Source organism: Bacillus sp. 2175 (assembly GCF_057812155.1).
On the sequence record NZ_CM173819.1, the window covers coordinates 1,961,505 to 1,978,347 of the forward strand.

Here is a 16,843-nt window from a genome sequence, read left to right on the forward strand (position 1 = left end):
GTACAGAGAGCTATGGGTTGGTGTGACATAGTCAAATAACATCCTGAACTCGCCTAGGAGCAGTAAGGTGGAACGGAATTACATTCTTAGTAAATCTTAACGGTTAACCTTCGATATTAGGTTTGTAATCAAACGATTACTACTAAGGTGGATTCATAATGGAATCAATAAGGGTGGTACCGCGTTAAGTAAATGGCTTAGCGTCTCTTTATATAGAGATGCTAGGCCATTTTTTTATTATATGGAAGAAGAAATGGAGGGTTTATTTGAATAGGTTTATAAAATTTATTTATTTATATAAAAAGATTTAATTAGGAGGAAAATGAGATGAAACAGACGGAGCAATGGACTTCGAAATTAGGTTTTATAATGGCGGCAGCCGGATCAGCAATTGGACTTGGTGCGATATGGAAGTTCCCTTATATCGCTGGGAAGAGTGGGGGAGGAGCGTTCTTTTTAATATTTATATTATTTACTGTTTTAATTGGACTACCGCTACTTATAGCTGAATTTATGATTGGACGCAGTACGCAGAAACAAGCAGTTGGAGCATTTAAAAGCATCGCACCAAATACGGGATGGCATTGGATTGGACGCCTTGGTGTTGGAACTTGTTTTATACTACTTTCGTTTTATAGTGTTGTAGGTGGATGGGTATTAATTTATTTATTCAGAGGAATAACTGGACAACTGATTACTCCAGGACAAAATTACGGTACATTATTTACTGAAACAATTGGGAATCCTGCTTGGGCTATTATGGGACATTTCGCTTTTATGTTCATTACGATATGGGTTGTATCAAAGGGTGTACAAAACGGAATTGAAAAAGCAAGTAAATATATGTTGCCAGCATTGTTCGTTTTATTTGTCGCTCTTATTATTCGTTCGTTAACACTTGATGATGCAATGAAAGGTGTGAAGTTTTTCTTACAACCAGATTTCTCAAAGATTACTTCGGAAAGTATTTTGTTCGCAATGGGGCAATCATTCTTTGCAATTAGTATCGGGATTTCAATTATGGTTACGTATAGTTCCTATTTAAATAAAAAAGAAAGTTTACCAAAATCAGCAATAACAATTGTTGGATTAAATTTATTTGTTTCATTATTTGCAGGTCTTGCTATTTTTCCAGCCGTATTTTCATTAGGAATGGAGCCAACAGAAGGACCTGGATTACTATTTATCGTATTACCATCTGTATTTAGTCAAATCCCATTCGGTGGATTTTTCTTAACAGTATTTCTTGCACTATTTACATTTGCGACATTAACATCAGCATTTTCTCTACTAGAAACTGTTGTTTCAGCATTAGCAAATGGTGAACAAGAAAAGAGAACGAAATTATCATGGATGATCGGTTTCGGCATTTTCTTGGTAGGTATACCATCAGCGTTATCATTTGGAGTATGGAGTGATATTACGATTTTCGGAAAGAATATTTTTGATGCAGTAGACTTTTTATCTAGTAATATATTAATGCCACTTGGAGCACTATTTATTAGTATTTTCGTTTCATTCAAAATGGAGAAGAAGGTACTAGAAGCAGAGTTTTTTGTAGGTGGAAATTATGGAAAGAAAGTATTTACTTGTTGGGCATTTTTACTTCGATTTGTAGCACCACTTGCAATAATTATCGTCTTCTTAAATGTAATAGGAATTATTTAATATTAAATGTTATAATATTCAGTAAAAAAAGGGGGGTGGTGATTATAAAGGAAAATTTGATAGAAGCAGGGAAATACATGAATATTAGAGGGAAAAAGCTATACGTTGAAACACATGGAAATCCTAAAAATAAGCCAGTCTTATACTTGCATGGTGGACCAGGAGAAAGTTGTTATGATTTTTCATTTCATCAAGCGGAACGTTTAAAAGATTCTCTATATGTAATTATAATAGATCAAAGAGGTGTTTGTCGCTCAGAAGAAATAACTGAAGACGAAGCTTTTGGATTAAATGATTTGATTGAAGACTGTGAGGAATTAAAAAAAGTATTACAAATTGAGAAGTGGTCTATAATTGGACACTCTTTCGGTGGATATGTAGCATTGCTTTATGCGTCGATATATCCAAGTTCAATAGAGAAAATAATATTTGAAGGACCAACTTTTAATTTTGCATTAACAAGTAGGGCTTTGTTACAAAAGACAGGACATTTATTAAAAAAGTATGGAAAAGAAGAAATAGCAAAAGAATGCTTTGCTTATTCATCTAGCGATGCTAGTTCAGAAGAGTTGTTAGAAGCTTATATAAGACTAAGCGCTGAATTAGAAGAAAAAAGAATGGAGATTTACAATAATAAGGAAAATAGGACAGATGAGAGTTTATACAGTGATGAAGAGTGGGAAATATTTTCAAATCGCTCCAAAATTCACTTTGATAGATTAAAATTAGAGGGAGCATGTCATACATCATTATTATCAAAAATAAAAGATGTACAAAATCTAATGTTATTAATAGTAGGAAAACATGATGTAGTAACGTGTGAAGAACAAATTAAAACATTTAATAAAGATGCCCGAAACGGCAAGTATATCGTATTTGAAGAGAGCGGTCATTCACCTCATTATGAGGAAGCAGATAGATTTGCAGAAACAGTCATACATTTTTTGAAATGAAGAAAAGGGTGCTTCTATAAATGAGAGGCACCCTTTCTAAATTTCTGGATATGTGATTGTGATGTTAGGCCACTTACTTTGCCAATTCTTTTTTATAACTCTGTTTTTGTACATATGTAATCGTTCTTTCGATTCAAGAAAATGAGCTGTTGGTTTCACTTGTAAGGAAAGGACATCTTCAATACCACATGGGGCTGTTAAGATAACGTTGTTTAGTTCATCAAGTGTAACTCCTAAAGCCGTTGCTGTTTCAGGGAATTTAGAAATAGCATTAACAGAAGAAGAATATGGTGGCATATTATTCACTACATGCATACGAGCTTGATTTTTTACAGACCAAGGGATAGTAGCATCAATATTCATTAATTTCGTTTCTAATGATTGTTCGTATATCTCATCTTGATGTAGACTATCATAATAAATCACATCAACATCAGGCATAGCCGTTTTAGCTTCATAGTCATGTAAAGTATCCCAAATTTTAGAACGAACAAATCCGGCACAAATCCACCAATCAGGTAGCTCTAGTAATTTTGCCATTTGTAATACATTCATCATCCATTCGTCGTTTTCTATTAAGCGAATTATATCTTTCTCTGTTTTGATCTTCATTGATAAATTCACCTTTCTAGTAAATTAATGCATCAGTTCAATAATCCATAAAATCCAGTAAGCACCTGGTACAAATAGCAGTTGTGCTAATAATGTGCCGAGAAGTCTAGAAATCATTAGCCAACCATACATTTTACTCATAGATTCAGCACCGCTTTCTGATTGTAGAGCACGTTCTGTTAAAAGAGCAATGCGTGGATCGAGTAATACAGTTAATAAAATAGTGGCGAAACCATTTACAAGGCCAGAAGCTGTACTTGCATTTGTTGCATAATCTGGATTTAAAAAAGAAGCGTAAAGGGCTGAAAGTACCCCTGCTGTATAAATAGCAGTAGCAAACATGTTAATAAGCATAATACGCTTTGGAATACCACCGATACGCAGTCTATGAATCATTTCTAACTTTGGAAAACGGACATATTTTTTTGTGTACTTTAATTTTTGAATGTTATTCGTTTTCATCATTCGAATGAAAGAACCGTCTGTTTCAAAGTTTTGAATGACATATCCAAATAATTTTGTCAAAGTTGGATAAAGAATGATCGCGATTAAAGTACCGATAGAAGCCGATAATAGTACGAGTCGTATAATATGCTCTAAATTAATAGAAGAATCTAGTTTTGCTTCATCGACAATACCACCGATTAAAAAGGCTTGTAGTAAGTTTGATGTTCTTGAAATAAGTAACACCATTCCTACAACAGACAAGGCAACCGCAATCTTCTTTAAACGTACTCCAGCTAATCGAATACTATAAGAGCTTGTTTCAACTGCGTGGATCACAATTGTGAAAGCCATTATAAAAATTAACGTAATTGACATTTGTTTCACCAGTTTCTATTAAAATAATTGTAACTTTTTTACTGTATCATATCTATCGTATTTTGTAACTGAAAGTATGTGACATAGGGAAATTGATTTTTCGAAAAAATAGATAATAATAGTATAATAGGGAGAAGTGGAAGAGATGTTAGCACTTATTTATACAGCAAATTAAGTGGAGGAATGAAGCATGTATAAAATATTTCTATTTGATTTAGATGGAACTTTAACTGATCCGAAAGAAGGGATTGTAAACTCGGTTTTATATGCATTAAAAAAAGTAGGAATTGAAGAAGTACATATAAGTGAGTTAGATTCATTTATAGGTCCTCCTATTCAGCAATCATTCATAGAGAGATATAATATGAGTGAAGGAGAGGTTGAACGTGCTGTTTTTTACTTCCGTGAGTATTTAAAGCAGCGTGGATTGTTTGAAAATAATGTATAAGAGGGGATTCTGAAGCTCTTGCAACAATTAAAAAGTTCAGGGAATCGCATATTCGTAGCAACTTCAAAGCCCACTGTATTTGCGAAACAAGTTATAGAGCATTTTCAATTAACGAATTATTTCGAAGACATCATTGGAAGTAATTTAGATGGTACGAGAATAAAAAAAGAAGAAATAATTGCTCATATTTTACAAACACATGAAGAACTAAATAAAGAAGAAATGATAATGATTGGTGATAGAAAGCACGATATAATAGGTGCAAATCAGAATGGAATTGCTTCAATTGGTGTTTTATATGGCTATGGCTGTGAAAAAGAACTGACTGAAGTTAGTGCGACCTACATAGTGAAAGATGTTGAAGAACTGTATCATTTTTGTATAGAGAAAAATTTAATACAGCAGTAAATATAGATTCTAGCAATCCCTTTATAACGTATGACGATGAATTCGTTTCTGTTTAAAGGGATTTTTCATATGTAATCGAATAATTATAATTAGACATTTTTAGCATAAAAATTTGTATGAATAAGAGGAGGGATGTCAGAATTAAAAGGTTAGTAGAAATTTATCAATAAAATTTAGAATATTCTGTTTAATGGAGGGGTAAAATTAGAGTTAGTTATTATATTATTAGCACTAAGTTTACTTATGTTCGTAGCATACAGAGGTTTTTCTGTTATTTTATTCGCGCCGATATTTGCATTATTTGCAGTATTTTTGACAGAACCTAGTTATGTATTACCTTTCTTTTCTAATATCTTTATGGAGAAAATGGTTGGATTTATAAAATTATATTTTCCTGTGTTTTTATTAGGAGCAATATTTGGAAAAGTAGTGGAAATGTCAGGAATTGCAGATTCTATCGCAAAAACAATTATTGAGTTAGTTGGTGAAAAACGTACTATATTAGCGATTGTATTAATGGGGGCTATTTTAACGTATAGTGGTGTTAGTGTGTATGTAGTAGTGTTTGCTGTTTATCCGTTCGCAGCTAAGTTGTTTCGACAAGCTAATATTCCAAAGCGTTTAATCCCTGGAACGATTGTTCTTGGAGCAGTAACGTTTACAATGGATGCGCTACCTGGATCACCACAAATTCAAAATGTAATACCTACAACATTTTTTAAAACGGATATTTATGCTGCACCGATACTTGGGATTGTAGGAGCAATTTTTGTTCTTACATTAGGTTTACTATATTTAGAGAGTAGACGTAAGAAGGCAAAAGCAGCAGGTGAAGGATATTTTGGTTTTAATGATGGAAATACTGAAATGGCAGCATCTTTGCAAGTAGAACAAAAAAATATGCCATTAATTAATAACATTGAAATCACAAGAGCGCAACAACTTATTGCATTTATACCACTTATTTTAGTAGGTGTAATGAATAAAGTGTTTACTATTATGATACCGAAGTGGTATCCAAGCGGTTTTGATTTTTCTGCAATTGGTATGAAAGCATTTGGAAAAGTAGAATTAAGTGCAGTAGTAGGAATTTGGTCTGTAGAATTGGCACTTATTATAGGGATCTTAACAACGTTATTATTATATTGGAAGCGAGTAGTAACAGGTTTCCAAGCTGGATTGAATACAAGTATTGGTGGAGCGCTACTTGCAACGATGAATACAGGAGCTGAGTTTGGATTCGGTGGTGTCATTGCAGCACTTCCAGGCTTCGCAATTATGAGAGATGGCATCTCTGCTACTTTCACAAATCCGTTAGTGAATGGTGCAGTAACGACGAATATTTTAGCTGGAATTACAGGCTCGGCATCAGGAGGAATGGGAATAGTATTAAGCGCAATGGGAGATAAATTTATTGCAGCGGCCAATCAATTTGATATTCCATTAGAAGTTATGCACCGTATCGTATCAATGGCATCAGGAGGAATGGATACACTACCACATAACGGGGCTATTATTACTATTCTTACAGTAACGGGATTAACACATAAACAGTCATATAAAGATATATTTGCTATTACTATTTTGAAAACGGTTGCTGTATTTTTAGTTATCGCATTCTATACTTTAACAGGACTCTATTAAAAAATTTGAATCGTAAAGATTCATCAAATCGATAATTTATATTATAAAATATTAATTAGGATAAGAAGGGGTGGGGGACTTGCAAGAGGTTTCTGAGTTTCGTATGCCAAAGTCGGTATTATATGGAAGGAATTCGCTTGAAAAACTGGGAGAACAATCAAAAAAGTTAGGGAAAAGAGCTTTTATAGTTACTGATACAATTATGGAGAAATTAGGATATGTTGAAAAGTGTATGCAACAACTAAATAAGAAAGGTATTATTGTTAGTACATATAATAAAGTGGATGCTGAGCCTACAAATATACACGTATTAGAAGCGTTATCTCTTTGTAAAGAGGAAAAGTGCGATTTTATTATCGGTATTGGTGGTGGAAGTTGTATTGATGCTGCGAAAGCGGTAGCGGTTTTATATACAAATGGTGGAGAAGTTGAGGATTATGTCCAAAAGGATATTGAAATAGAAAACAATCCACTACCACTTATTGCAATTCCAACAACTTCTGGTACTGGTTCGGAAGTTACAAGTGTAGCAGTAATTACGAATAAAAAAACAGATGTAAAAATGATGATGAAGCATCCTAGTTTTATACCGAAAGTAGCAATTATAGATCCAGTTTTGACAAGTTCGTTACCACCACAAATTACGGCAGCAACAGGAATAGATGCGTTATGTCATGCGATTGAAGCTTATATTTCTAAATTTTCACAACCACTTACAGATGTACTTGCTCTTTCAGCTATTGAAAGTATTATGAAATATTTACGTATAGCATATGAAGATGGACATAATATGGAGGCAAGAGAAGCGATGATGATTGCTTCCTTACAAGCTGGAATTGCATTTTCGAATGCATCAGTTACATTAGTTCATGGAATGTCAAGGCCAGTGGGAGCATTATTTCATGTACCGCATGGAATATCAAATGCCATACTATTACCTACAGTGTTAGAGTTTACAAAAACAAGTGCAGTGAAAAGGTTAGCAAAAATTGGACGTAACTTAAATAAGGATTTGTATTCGAATTCTGATGAGGAAGTAGCAGACTACACGATTGGGGAAATAAAAAAGCTTTGCTATGATCTTCGTATTCCAAATTTAAAAGAATACGGTATCGATGAAATTGAATTTGAAAATGCTATCTCTAAAATGGCATCAGATGCAATTGAAAGTGGTAGCCCAGCTAATAACCCACGTGTTCCATCATATGATGAAATCAAAGAGTTGTATCGAGAGTGTTTTAATTATAAGTATAAAGAATTTATAAAAATATCAGATTATTAATTTCAGAATATTCTATAAAAATTTCCTTGGAAATGAAAGTACAATTATTCTATATTATTACGTTAAAACAAGACTTTATATCCCAAACTTAAAGTCTTGTTTTATTGTGTATAATATACATAATAAAACGTTGTTATTAGTTTTATAAAAAAGTTTAGGTAGGTGTTTATATGAAAACGATAGGTCTTATAGGTGGTATGAGTTGGGAATCAACTTCTGAATATTATCGAATTATTAATGAAGAAATAAAAGAGAGATTAGGAGGGCTACATTCAGCAAAATGTTTGATTAATAGTGTGGATTTTGAAGAGATTGAACGATGTCAGTCTAGCGGAGATTGGGATGGTGCTGGAGAAATTCTAGGGAATGCGGCATATTCATTACAAAAGGGAGGAGCAGACTTTATAATCATTTGTACAAATACAATGCATAAGGTAGTTGGAAAAATAAAGGCCAAAATTGATATTCCAGTCTTACATATTGCTGATGCAACTGCAAAAGAAATTAAAAGAAAAGACATTCAAAAGGTTGGTCTGCTTGGAACTAAATATACAATGGAGCAAGATTTCTATAAGTCACGTATAGAAGAAAATAATATAAAAGTAATAGTACCATCAGAAAAAAATAGAAAAGAAATAAATAAAGTAATATATACAGAATTATGTTTAGGAAAAATAGTATCTCAATCTAGAGAATATTATAAAAGAGGCATCGAAGAGTTAGTGCAAAAAGGAGCACAGGGAATCATATTAGGTTGTACAGAAATAGGGTTATTAATAAAGCAAGAAAACGTATCTGTCCCGATATTTGATACAACTCATATACATGCAATTGAAGCAGTCAAGGTAGCTCTAGATAGAGTATAATTATATTATGTAAACTTTATTCGTATATCTGGAAAACATTCAGAAAATATTTTATAATGTAAGTGGTTACATTTAAGGGGGAATGCGTATGTTTTCAGTTCAACCAATCGCATTTGTACATAATGAAAGAAAGGAAATAAAAGATGATGAGTGGGGAGAAGTAAGATCTCGTATAACTTTAACTGAAATGTATGCAGAAGAGAGTATACAAGGGGTTGAAGATTTTTCTCATATTGAAGTTGTTTTTTATTTTCATAAAGTAACTGACGAGCAAATTCAGTATTTTGCTAGACATCCTAGAAATAATAAGGATTATCCTGAAGTAGGTATTTTTGCACAGCGCGGGAAAAATCGCCCAAATCGCATAGGTGTAACAATTGTAAAGATGATCAAAAGAGAAGGTAAATCAATTATTGTTGAGGGATTAGATGCTATTGATGGCACTCCTATATTGGATATAAAACCAATAATGAAAGAGTTTATGCCGACAGAAGAAATACACCAGCCTAAATGGGCAACGGATATAATGAGACAGTATTGGAAGGGGAATGGAGTAAAATGAGAATATATGAGGCAACAATTGCAGATTTAGATGGACTAGCATCAGTTTTTAATAACTATCGCATGTTTTATAGGCAAGATTCTGATTTAGAAGGGGCAAAAGTATTTTTACGAAATAGAATTGAGAAAAAAGAGTCTGTTATTTTCGTAGCAGTTGAAGACGGCGAATATATTGGGTTCACGCAACTATATCCATCATTTTCTTCTATTTCAATGAAAGAATTATGGATTTTAAATGATTTATTTGTACAAGCGGCGAAGCGTGGAGCCGGAACAGGTAAAAAATTATTAGAAGCTGCTAAAGAATACGCATTAGAAAATGGAGCAAAAGGTGTAAAGCTGCAAACGGAGATTGATAATTTATCAGCACAACGATTATACGCTGAAAATGGTTATTTGAGAGATAATCGTTATTTCCATTACGAATTAACGTTTTAAAAAATTAAGTTGAAAGAGACATTTTCAAGAAAAAGAATTTCTTTGTAATGAGAAATTCTTTTTTATTTTTGCCTAAATTAAAAAACATGACGAAAATAAAACGATATTTATTTATTGTTAAACAATAAATGTTGTGATAAAATTATGTTGCCATTAAATAAGTGAGGTATTGTAAATGAATCTTAAACGAAGTTCAACAATGTTCTTAAAAGTAATTATTTTTCTTGCTGGAATTTCAGTGCTTGCTTTATGCATATTTTTAGTGCCGGAAATGGCGGATTTCACAGCGAATTTGTATCCTAACATTGCTCCGATAAAATATCTTGTTTTAATTGTACTGTATGTAGCAGCTGTGCCTTTTTACGTTGCTCTTTATCAGGCTTTCAATCTTTTACAGTACATTGATGAGAACACAGCGTTCTCGGAATTATCAGTAAAGGCGTTAAAGAATATAAAGCGCTGTGCAATTACAATCAGTGGTTTGTATGTATTAAGTTTGCCACTTTTTCATTTTATAGCGAAAAAAATGGACCCTCCTATTGGGTTAGTGGGACTCATTATCGTTTTTGCTTCGCTCGTTATCGCCGTTTTTGCTGCTATCCTCCAACGACTTCTACAAGAGGCAATTAACATAAAATCAGAAAATGATTTGACGGTCTGAGGTGGCGGATATGACAATCATTATTAATATTGACGTCATGTTAGCAAAACGAAAAATGAGTGTAACGGAGCTTTCGGAGAAGGTTGGAATTACGATGGCGAATCTTTCTATTTTGAAAAATGGGAAAGCAAAAGCGGTTCGTTTTTCAACATTAGAAGCGATATGTAAAGCTTTGGAGTGTCAGCCAGGGGATATTTTGGAGTATAAAAACGATGAGAATACTCAATAAAAACAGATAACAAATGTAAATAATAGAAGTCAATAAAGAAGGGATAGCCACTAAGCTATTCCTTCTTTACGTTAATTGCTGTTACTAATAAAAAATATAATTTGAATTGCAATGTTTGCGTATCAAAAGGGAACTTGCTACCTTTTGAGGTGATCCGTTTTGTGGAATACAATTATTTGCCAAAAAGGCTATTTTAACTATGTTTTAAATTATTTCGGGTGAATCAAAATTTTCATTTGTATTATAGTTGATTTAAAACCCAGTTTGTTGCATCTTCAAAGTTATCTGCAATGTAGTTTGGTTCAATATGTGCCCATTTGTCTCGGTACGTATGTAAAGCATCGTATCCAGCGCCTGTGCGCACCAATATCGTTATCGCATGCACTGTTGCTCCTGCAACGATATCGGTCCAGCGATCACCAATTACAGCGCATTTTGTTAAATCAAGCCCGTGTTTTTCAGCTGCTTGTAGCAGCATACCTGTACTTGGTTTACGACATTCACAACCATCACCGTGTTTGTGAGGACATACATAAATATCATCAAAACCGAAGCCTTCTAATTCTTGTACAAAATCGGCTACAGTTGCAATTCCATCTGCGATACCAGGTTGATTTGTGAAAGAGAAAATTTTTATATTTTGAGCTTTTAGTTTTTGCAAAGCTGCTTTTGTAAACGGAAATAATGTAAAAGATCCCGGATAATGTATTGTAGTGTCACCACCAATTGTACCGTCACGATCAATGAAAATTGCTTTAATGTTTGTCATAGTTATAGTCCCTTCAATTTATAAGTAGTTTAAAAATGTTTTACAAATCTGTAGCCATTTACTTCATATCCTAATTTTTTGTAAAAAGGATGAGCTTCTACTCTTTTTGTTCCACTAACTAGCCATGTGCCAATGCAATTATGTTTCTTTGCTAATTGCTCGGCATAATCCATCAACACTTGTCCAATGCCTTTCCGTCGTATGTTAGAATCAACGCTAATAATTGAAATCTCTCCATAACGTGTTACATCTTCTAAATTTTCACGTATACGAAATCCAAGTAACCCAAATATAGCTTCTTCTTCCTCGTAAACATATAAAAAATCAAACGGACTCATTTGTACGAATTGTAATCGGTTGTTCATATCTTCATAGGAAATAGAGGAACCTTTTAATTCTTTCGTTAAAGAACAAAGTGCGTCTATATCATCTATCGTTGCTTCACGAATTTGAAAAGACATATTATCCACTCCAATAAAATGTAATCAAACATTTAATATTCTGTTAAAAAATGTTTTTTCCTGCTATGAAAATAAATATTTTATAATGATATATAGATAGTTATATGTTATTCTTTTCCTTGATTGTATTAGAAATGGAAAGAAGGGGAATGCATGTTAAAAGTAAATATCCGCTCAGCTGGATATGAAATAGGCGAAAAAATAATTCATGATATAGCTTTTTCTATCGAAAAAGGTGAACTAGTTGCTCTTATTGGAGCAAATGGTGCTGGGAAGAGTACGACGATTAAAACGATACTCGGATTACTTGTAAATATGGACGGTGAAATATCATTCGGTGAAAAGAAAAATCCGTATGCATACGTACCAGAACATCCAACATACTATGATTACTTGACGCTCTGGGAACATATTGAATTATTAATGGCAGCTCGTGGAAGTGAAATGGGAAGTTGGGAAGAACGAGCGGAACAATTATTACATACTTTTCGAATGAATAAGCATAAACATGAGTATTTATCAAAATTTTCAAAAGGCATGAAACAAAAATCGATGCTAATATTGGCGTTTTTAACTGAGCCAGATTTTTATATCATTGACGAACCTTTTATCGGTTTAGATCCGGTAGCTACGAAAGAGTTTTTAAATTATTTATATAAAGAAAAAGAGCGCGGGGCAGGAATTTTATTTTGTACGCACGTATTAGATACTGCTGAAAAAATTTGTGAAAGATTTTTACTCATTTCACAAGGTACATTAGTCGCAGATGGACATTTAGAATCTATTCAAATATTAGCGGAAATGCCGGGTAGTTCATTATTAGACTGCTTTGATGTAATTGTAAGGCGTGAACAACATGATTAAACAACAATTTTATAAGAGATTACGCCATGAACTTGAGCGGAAATGGAAGTCTATACGTTCGGTAACAGATTGGACAGTCGCATTATATATTATTATTCCAGCACTTATATTTATGGGAATCTATTATCGATCGCTATGGATAAATGAATTATCAACGGAAGAGACGATTTATTTCGGATTAGGATTACTCGCATTTTATGTGATTACATATGGAAGAGGAGTTCGTTCATTTTTTGAGCAAGCGGATAGTTTATTTTTAATTTCGTATGCAACACATATGCGAAAATTAGTCCAGTATGGCATGATGTACACATTTGTTCGAATAGCGATAACGAATATAATTGTAGTCGTTATTATGTTACCGGTGTTGATGGAAAGTATCGAAGTAACAGGGATACAAGTCCTATTATTTTGGGTATTCTTTACTATATTTCGATTTATGTTGTCGTTGTTAACGAGATTTATTCATGTACATGTGGGGAAACGATGGGTTTTATGGATTGTAAAAAATGTAGTATTTTCTATGAGCGTGTCCTTTTTTGGAATTAGTTTATTTTTTATTTATAAAAATCCATTGTATTCAATTTTATTTATCGGTCTAGTAATTTTCTTAAGTAGTGTATTAGTAAAAGAGAAAATGAATTATAAAAAGTTCTTTTTTAAAGAAATCGAGAAAGAAAAGGAGGAAAGCATGCGCTGGACGAGCGGAATTATGCAAGTTGGTGGTCATGCGGCTAAACCGAGTAGTTCGAATAAAAAACCGTGGATATTTCCTCGCTCTAAAAGACTTTTAGGGAAAAAAGCTGATTCTCGTATTGTCGAATCTTTTTTGAAAGAATTTTTCCGTACAAGTACTGCACGAATATTTTATATTCAAATTGTATGTATCAGTACTGTAAGTATAATTATGACTCCAAGGTGGATTGCGGCTATTGTTCTCGTATTTGCTGTAGTTGCAATTTCTCGCTATGCACGTGATTATTGGACTGAATTTACGAATAAGATGTTTCTTCGTGTATATTGTGATGAAGGGAAATTACTATTGTTAAGATGGAAGGCAGATCGTTATTTACTACTACCAGCAATACTTTTATATGGAATAGTTATACTTTCCCGGTTTTATTTATTGCCAGCTGTGATTGGTGGCATTGTTTTTATTTTATTGATTGTATGGATTGTATTTCTACCATTAAAAAAGAGCCATTGATGGCTCTTTTTCTAGTCTGTAACACATTGATAAATAAAATATACTAAAACGAGTATACTTGCGGCGGAATACATGACATCTAAAGTCATCTGATCGCCTCCTTATTTTTGTTGTATTTTTATTGTATGAAATCTTACAATTTCATATTCAAGTGAAAAATATGTGAACGTTAACAAAATTGTAAAGTGCAATAATTACAATCATTTTGTATAATAGAAGAAACCACCGTTATATAAAAAATAATGAGTGAAAGGGGAGGGAACATAAATGCCAAATTGGTTTAGAAAAACCTTAGTCGCACTAATTACCGTGTTTACATTTGGTTTAGTGACGCCTCCTTCCATATTACTTGATAATGCCAAAGCTGCGGACAAGCCTACGAGCACAGCTGGGCAACAAAGTTTGGAGAGCACGTCCTACACATATGAAGAAGCGAATGACAGGTTAACCACCGATACTTTTATTACTTATGCAATGCAAGAAGCAGAGAAGCAGTCGATGCAAAAGTTTGGTACTAAAATTGGTCCAGTAATTGAAGATGAGTTTAAAGATGTAATATTACCGAAAATTGAAGAGGCAATTGCTGAGCTTGCTAGTGATGTACCAGAAGATTCACTACAATCATTAGCGATTTCTCAAAAACCAGCTGGTGGGAATAATGAAAAGATTTTTCATGTCTACGATACGAAATCAGGAAATGATTTATTGCGTTTCCATGTAAGAAGAGATCATCCACCGCAAGATGGTTATTATTTTAATTTCCATTACCACCGTTTTGATGATGGATACTCTGGACATCATGAGTTAGGAAATATTTATTGGAATACGAATGTACCGCCGAAATGGCTTTCTTAAAAAGAACAAGAGAAAATCTTGTTCTTTTTTATTTTTATAGAAGGGACAGACAACTATGTTGTTGAATAACATAGGTTTAGAAAAAAGAAGCAAAGGGAGTATGGGAATGCAAAAATATATTGTTTTTGACTTTGATGGCACATTAGTAGACTCACAAAATATATTTGTACCGATTTATAATCAACTTGCTGAAAAACATGGGTATAAAGCAGTAAAGGAAGACGAAATTGAACATTTACGTAAATTAACGATGCCAGAGAGATGTAAACAACTTAATGTACCACTGTATAAATTACCGATATTAGCGTTGGAATTTTATAAATTATATCAGCCGGCTATAAAAAATCTCGTTTTGTTCCATGGGATGAAAGAAGTATTAGATGAACTACATAAAAAAGGCTACGGAATTGCAGTCATATCATCGAACTCAGAAGAGCATATTCGGGCGTTTTTACAAAAGAATGATATAGAAAATATACAAGAAGTGTATTGTTCTAAAAATTTGTTCGGTAAAGATAAAATGATAAAAAGATTTTTGAAATCAAAAAAAATAACAGAGAAAGATATGTTATATGTCGGTGATGAACAGCGAGACGTAGCAGCGTGTAAAAAGGCTGGAGTGAACGTAATTTGGGTATCTTGGGGATATGATGTTATTGAAACAGTGAAAAAAGATGCACCAGATTACATGGTTCATAAGCCGATGGAAATTGTGCAAGTAGTACAAGGAGCGTATTCTTAATATGAATACACTGCGAGCAGGCATTCATCATATTGAATTTTGGGTAGCAAATTTAGAGGAGTCCATTTCTTTTTATAATAAGTTGTTTTCCATAATTGGGTGGAGAAAGTTAAATGAAATAGCATATAGCACAGGAGAAAGTGAAATATACTTTAAAGAAGTAGATGAGGAAATTGTAAGGACGTTAGGGCCTAGACATATTTGTTATCAAGCTATTCATAGAGAAGTAGTTGATGAAGTAGCAGATTTTCTTTCTAGTACGAAAGTGAAGGTAATACGTGGTCCAATTGAAATGAATCATTATTCGGAAGGTTACTATACGATTGATTTTTACGATCCGAATGGATTTATTGTAGAAGTTGCCTATACACCAAATGCAGAAATGTAAGGGGAATAGATATGAAGATAATTACAGCACGGCAAAGCAATATACAAATAGTAAAAGATGCAGCGAATATTGAAGAAATTTCTAAAGGTTTCTCTCCAGATAAGAAATATGTAATTACGAATGCAAATAATGAAAAATATTTATTTCGGACAGGCGATATAAAAGAGTATGAAAGAAAGAAAATAGAGTTTCAAATTTTAAATGAAATGGTAAAACGTAACGTACAGGCACAAAGGCCAATTGAAATAGGTATATTGGAAGAAGAAGGTGTATGCTATAGTATTTTTTCATATTTAGAAGGGGAAGATGCGAAGAAGCTATTGCCTACGTATTCACCAAAAGAACAATATGATATTGGTATAGAGGCAGGAAAAGATTTAGCAAAAATGCATACATTTGAAGCTCCTAAGGATATACTTCCATGGTATGAAAGAGCTATGAAAAAACATAGTAAATATGTAGAGGTATACAAAACATGCGGAATAAAAATAAAAAATGATGATAAAATCATAAAGTTTATAGAAGAAAATGAAATATATTTAAAGAGCCGCCCGAATCGATTTCAACACGATGATTTTCATTTAGAAAATATAATTGTACGGGATGGAAAATATGTAGGTGTTGTTGATTTTAATGGCTATGACTGGGGCGACCCAATTCATGATTTCGTAAAAATTGCACTGTTTGCAAGGGATATTAGTATTCCGTATTCAATCGGACAAATAGAAGGATACTTTAATAGGAAAATACCAGAGGAGTTCTGGAAATTATACACGGTGTACGTTGGCATGACAGTTTTCTCCTCAGTTGTCTGGACATTACGAGCAGCGCCGCATATGTTAGATGATATGTTAGAGCGTCTTACTATAGTTTTAGAGGATCATAATAACTTTGAGTTATCGAAGCCAATTTGGTTTCAACCAGATAAGATTGATATGAAATAGAAAAGGTAGGTGTGATTCGCA

The 16,843-nt window shown here is 33.2% G+C and carries 19 protein-coding genes, 1 pseudogene and 1 other annotated feature (1 of these 21 running past the window's edge); of the genes and pseudogenes, 16 read left to right on the forward strand and 4 right to left on the reverse strand.

What is annotated here, in order from left to right:
- Positions 1-211, forward strand: a binding site (T-box leader); it begins 38 nt to the left of the window's first position.
- 116 nt (positions 212-327) lie between these two features.
- A complete protein-coding gene (locus ACXKY9_RS10470) occupies positions 328-1,668 on the forward strand; it encodes a sodium-dependent transporter (RefSeq protein WP_000814539.1) in 1,341 nt (446 codons plus the stop codon).
- A 77-nt stretch (positions 1,669-1,745) separates the two neighbouring features.
- Positions 1,746-2,621 (forward strand): alpha/beta fold hydrolase, encoded by an 876-nt coding sequence (locus tag ACXKY9_RS10475; protein WP_002100944.1) that lies wholly within the window; start codon positions 1,746-1,748, stop codon positions 2,619-2,621.
- Between the two features lie 36 nt (positions 2,622-2,657).
- On the opposite strand, the gene ACXKY9_RS10480 is transcribed toward ACXKY9_RS10475, so the two are convergent.
- Positions 2,658-3,233, reverse strand: coding sequence for a nucleotidyltransferase family protein (locus ACXKY9_RS10480; protein ID WP_000695354.1), 576 nt, complete (start codon positions 3,231-3,233; stop codon positions 2,658-2,660).
- 24 nt (positions 3,234-3,257) lie between these two features.
- On the reverse strand, positions 3,258-4,055 hold the full coding sequence (locus tag ACXKY9_RS10485; protein ID WP_000028915.1) for a lipid II flippase Amj family protein: 798 nt from the start codon (positions 4,053-4,055) through the stop codon (positions 3,258-3,260).
- 190 nt (positions 4,056-4,245) lie between these two features.
- Here ACXKY9_RS10485 and ACXKY9_RS10490 point away from each other — a divergent pair.
- From ACXKY9_RS10490 to ACXKY9_RS10525, 8 genes and pseudogenes are all read left to right on the forward strand, one after another.
- A pseudogene (locus tag ACXKY9_RS10490) lies at positions 4,246-4,911 on the forward strand (HAD family hydrolase).
- Positions 4,912-5,154: 243 nt separating this feature from the next.
- Positions 5,155-6,555: a GntP family permease gene (locus ACXKY9_RS10495; protein ID WP_000496034.1), complete on the forward strand. Its 1,401-nt coding sequence runs from the start codon at positions 5,155-5,157 to the stop codon at positions 6,553-6,555.
- Positions 6,556-6,634: 79 nt separating this feature from the next.
- Positions 6,635-7,837, forward strand: a complete 1,203-nt coding sequence (locus tag ACXKY9_RS10500) for an iron-containing alcohol dehydrogenase (RefSeq protein ID WP_001158668.1) — start codon at positions 6,635-6,637, stop codon at positions 7,835-7,837.
- A 170-nt stretch (positions 7,838-8,007) separates the two neighbouring features.
- Positions 8,008-8,703, forward strand: coding sequence for an aspartate/glutamate racemase family protein (locus ACXKY9_RS10505; protein ID WP_000848570.1), 696 nt, complete (start codon positions 8,008-8,010; stop codon positions 8,701-8,703).
- Positions 8,704-8,791: 88 nt separating this feature from the next.
- Positions 8,792-9,265: an SAM-dependent methyltransferase gene (locus ACXKY9_RS10510; protein ID WP_000493254.1), complete on the forward strand. Its 474-nt coding sequence runs from the start codon at positions 8,792-8,794 to the stop codon at positions 9,263-9,265.
- Positions 9,262-9,702, forward strand: coding sequence for a GNAT family N-acetyltransferase (locus ACXKY9_RS10515; protein ID WP_001223866.1), 441 nt, complete (start codon positions 9,262-9,264; stop codon positions 9,700-9,702). Before ACXKY9_RS10510 ends, ACXKY9_RS10515 begins: the two co-directional genes overlap by 4 nt.
- 175 nt (positions 9,703-9,877) lie before the next feature.
- Positions 9,878-10,363: a DUF2975 domain-containing protein gene (locus tag ACXKY9_RS10520; protein ID WP_001050143.1), complete on the forward strand. Its 486-nt coding sequence runs from the start codon at positions 9,878-9,880 to the stop codon at positions 10,361-10,363.
- 10 nt (positions 10,364-10,373) lie between these two features.
- Positions 10,374-10,592: a helix-turn-helix domain-containing protein gene (locus ACXKY9_RS10525; RefSeq protein WP_000152534.1), complete on the forward strand. Its 219-nt coding sequence runs from the start codon at positions 10,374-10,376 to the stop codon at positions 10,590-10,592.
- Positions 10,593-10,833: 241 nt separating this feature from the next.
- On the opposite strand, the gene ACXKY9_RS10530 is transcribed toward ACXKY9_RS10525, so the two are convergent.
- Both ACXKY9_RS10530 and ACXKY9_RS10535 read right to left on the reverse strand, forming a co-directional pair.
- Positions 10,834-11,361: an HAD-IIIA family hydrolase gene (locus tag ACXKY9_RS10530; protein WP_000181777.1), complete on the reverse strand. Its 528-nt coding sequence runs from the start codon at positions 11,359-11,361 to the stop codon at positions 10,834-10,836.
- Positions 11,362-11,390: 29 nt separating this feature from the next.
- The gene (locus ACXKY9_RS10535; RefSeq protein ID WP_000009776.1) at positions 11,391-11,822 is read right to left on the reverse strand and encodes a GNAT family N-acetyltransferase; all 432 of its coding nucleotides are present in this window, start codon (positions 11,820-11,822) and stop codon (positions 11,391-11,393) included.
- A 153-nt stretch (positions 11,823-11,975) separates the two neighbouring features.
- Between ACXKY9_RS10535 and ACXKY9_RS10540 the strand changes: the two genes are divergently transcribed.
- From ACXKY9_RS10540 to ACXKY9_RS10565, 6 genes are all read left to right on the forward strand, one after another.
- A complete protein-coding gene (locus ACXKY9_RS10540) occupies positions 11,976-12,686 on the forward strand; it encodes an ABC transporter ATP-binding protein (RefSeq protein ID WP_000921902.1) in 711 nt (236 codons plus the stop codon).
- On the forward strand, positions 12,679-13,893 hold the full coding sequence (locus ACXKY9_RS10545; protein WP_000595447.1) for an ABC transporter permease: 1,215 nt from the start codon (positions 12,679-12,681) through the stop codon (positions 13,891-13,893). The genes ACXKY9_RS10540 and ACXKY9_RS10545 overlap by 8 nt, the downstream gene beginning before the upstream one ends.
- A 267-nt stretch (positions 13,894-14,160) precedes the next feature.
- Complete coding sequence (locus ACXKY9_RS10550) at positions 14,161-14,748, forward strand: YpjP family protein (protein WP_001134420.1); 588 nt, start codon at positions 14,161-14,163, stop codon at positions 14,746-14,748.
- Between the two features lie 106 nt (positions 14,749-14,854).
- The gene (locus tag ACXKY9_RS10555) at positions 14,855-15,490 is read left to right on the forward strand and encodes an HAD family hydrolase (protein ID WP_015382298.1); all 636 of its coding nucleotides are present in this window, start codon (positions 14,855-14,857) and stop codon (positions 15,488-15,490) included.
- 1 nt (position 15,491) lies between these two features.
- The gene (locus ACXKY9_RS10560; protein WP_001094662.1) at positions 15,492-15,878 is read left to right on the forward strand and encodes a VOC family protein; all 387 of its coding nucleotides are present in this window, start codon (positions 15,492-15,494) and stop codon (positions 15,876-15,878) included.
- 11 nt (positions 15,879-15,889) lie between these two features.
- On the forward strand, positions 15,890-16,822 hold the full coding sequence (locus ACXKY9_RS10565) for an aminoglycoside phosphotransferase family protein (RefSeq protein ID WP_000692082.1): 933 nt from the start codon (positions 15,890-15,892) through the stop codon (positions 16,820-16,822).
- The last annotated feature ends 21 nt before the right edge of the window (positions 16,823-16,843 follow it).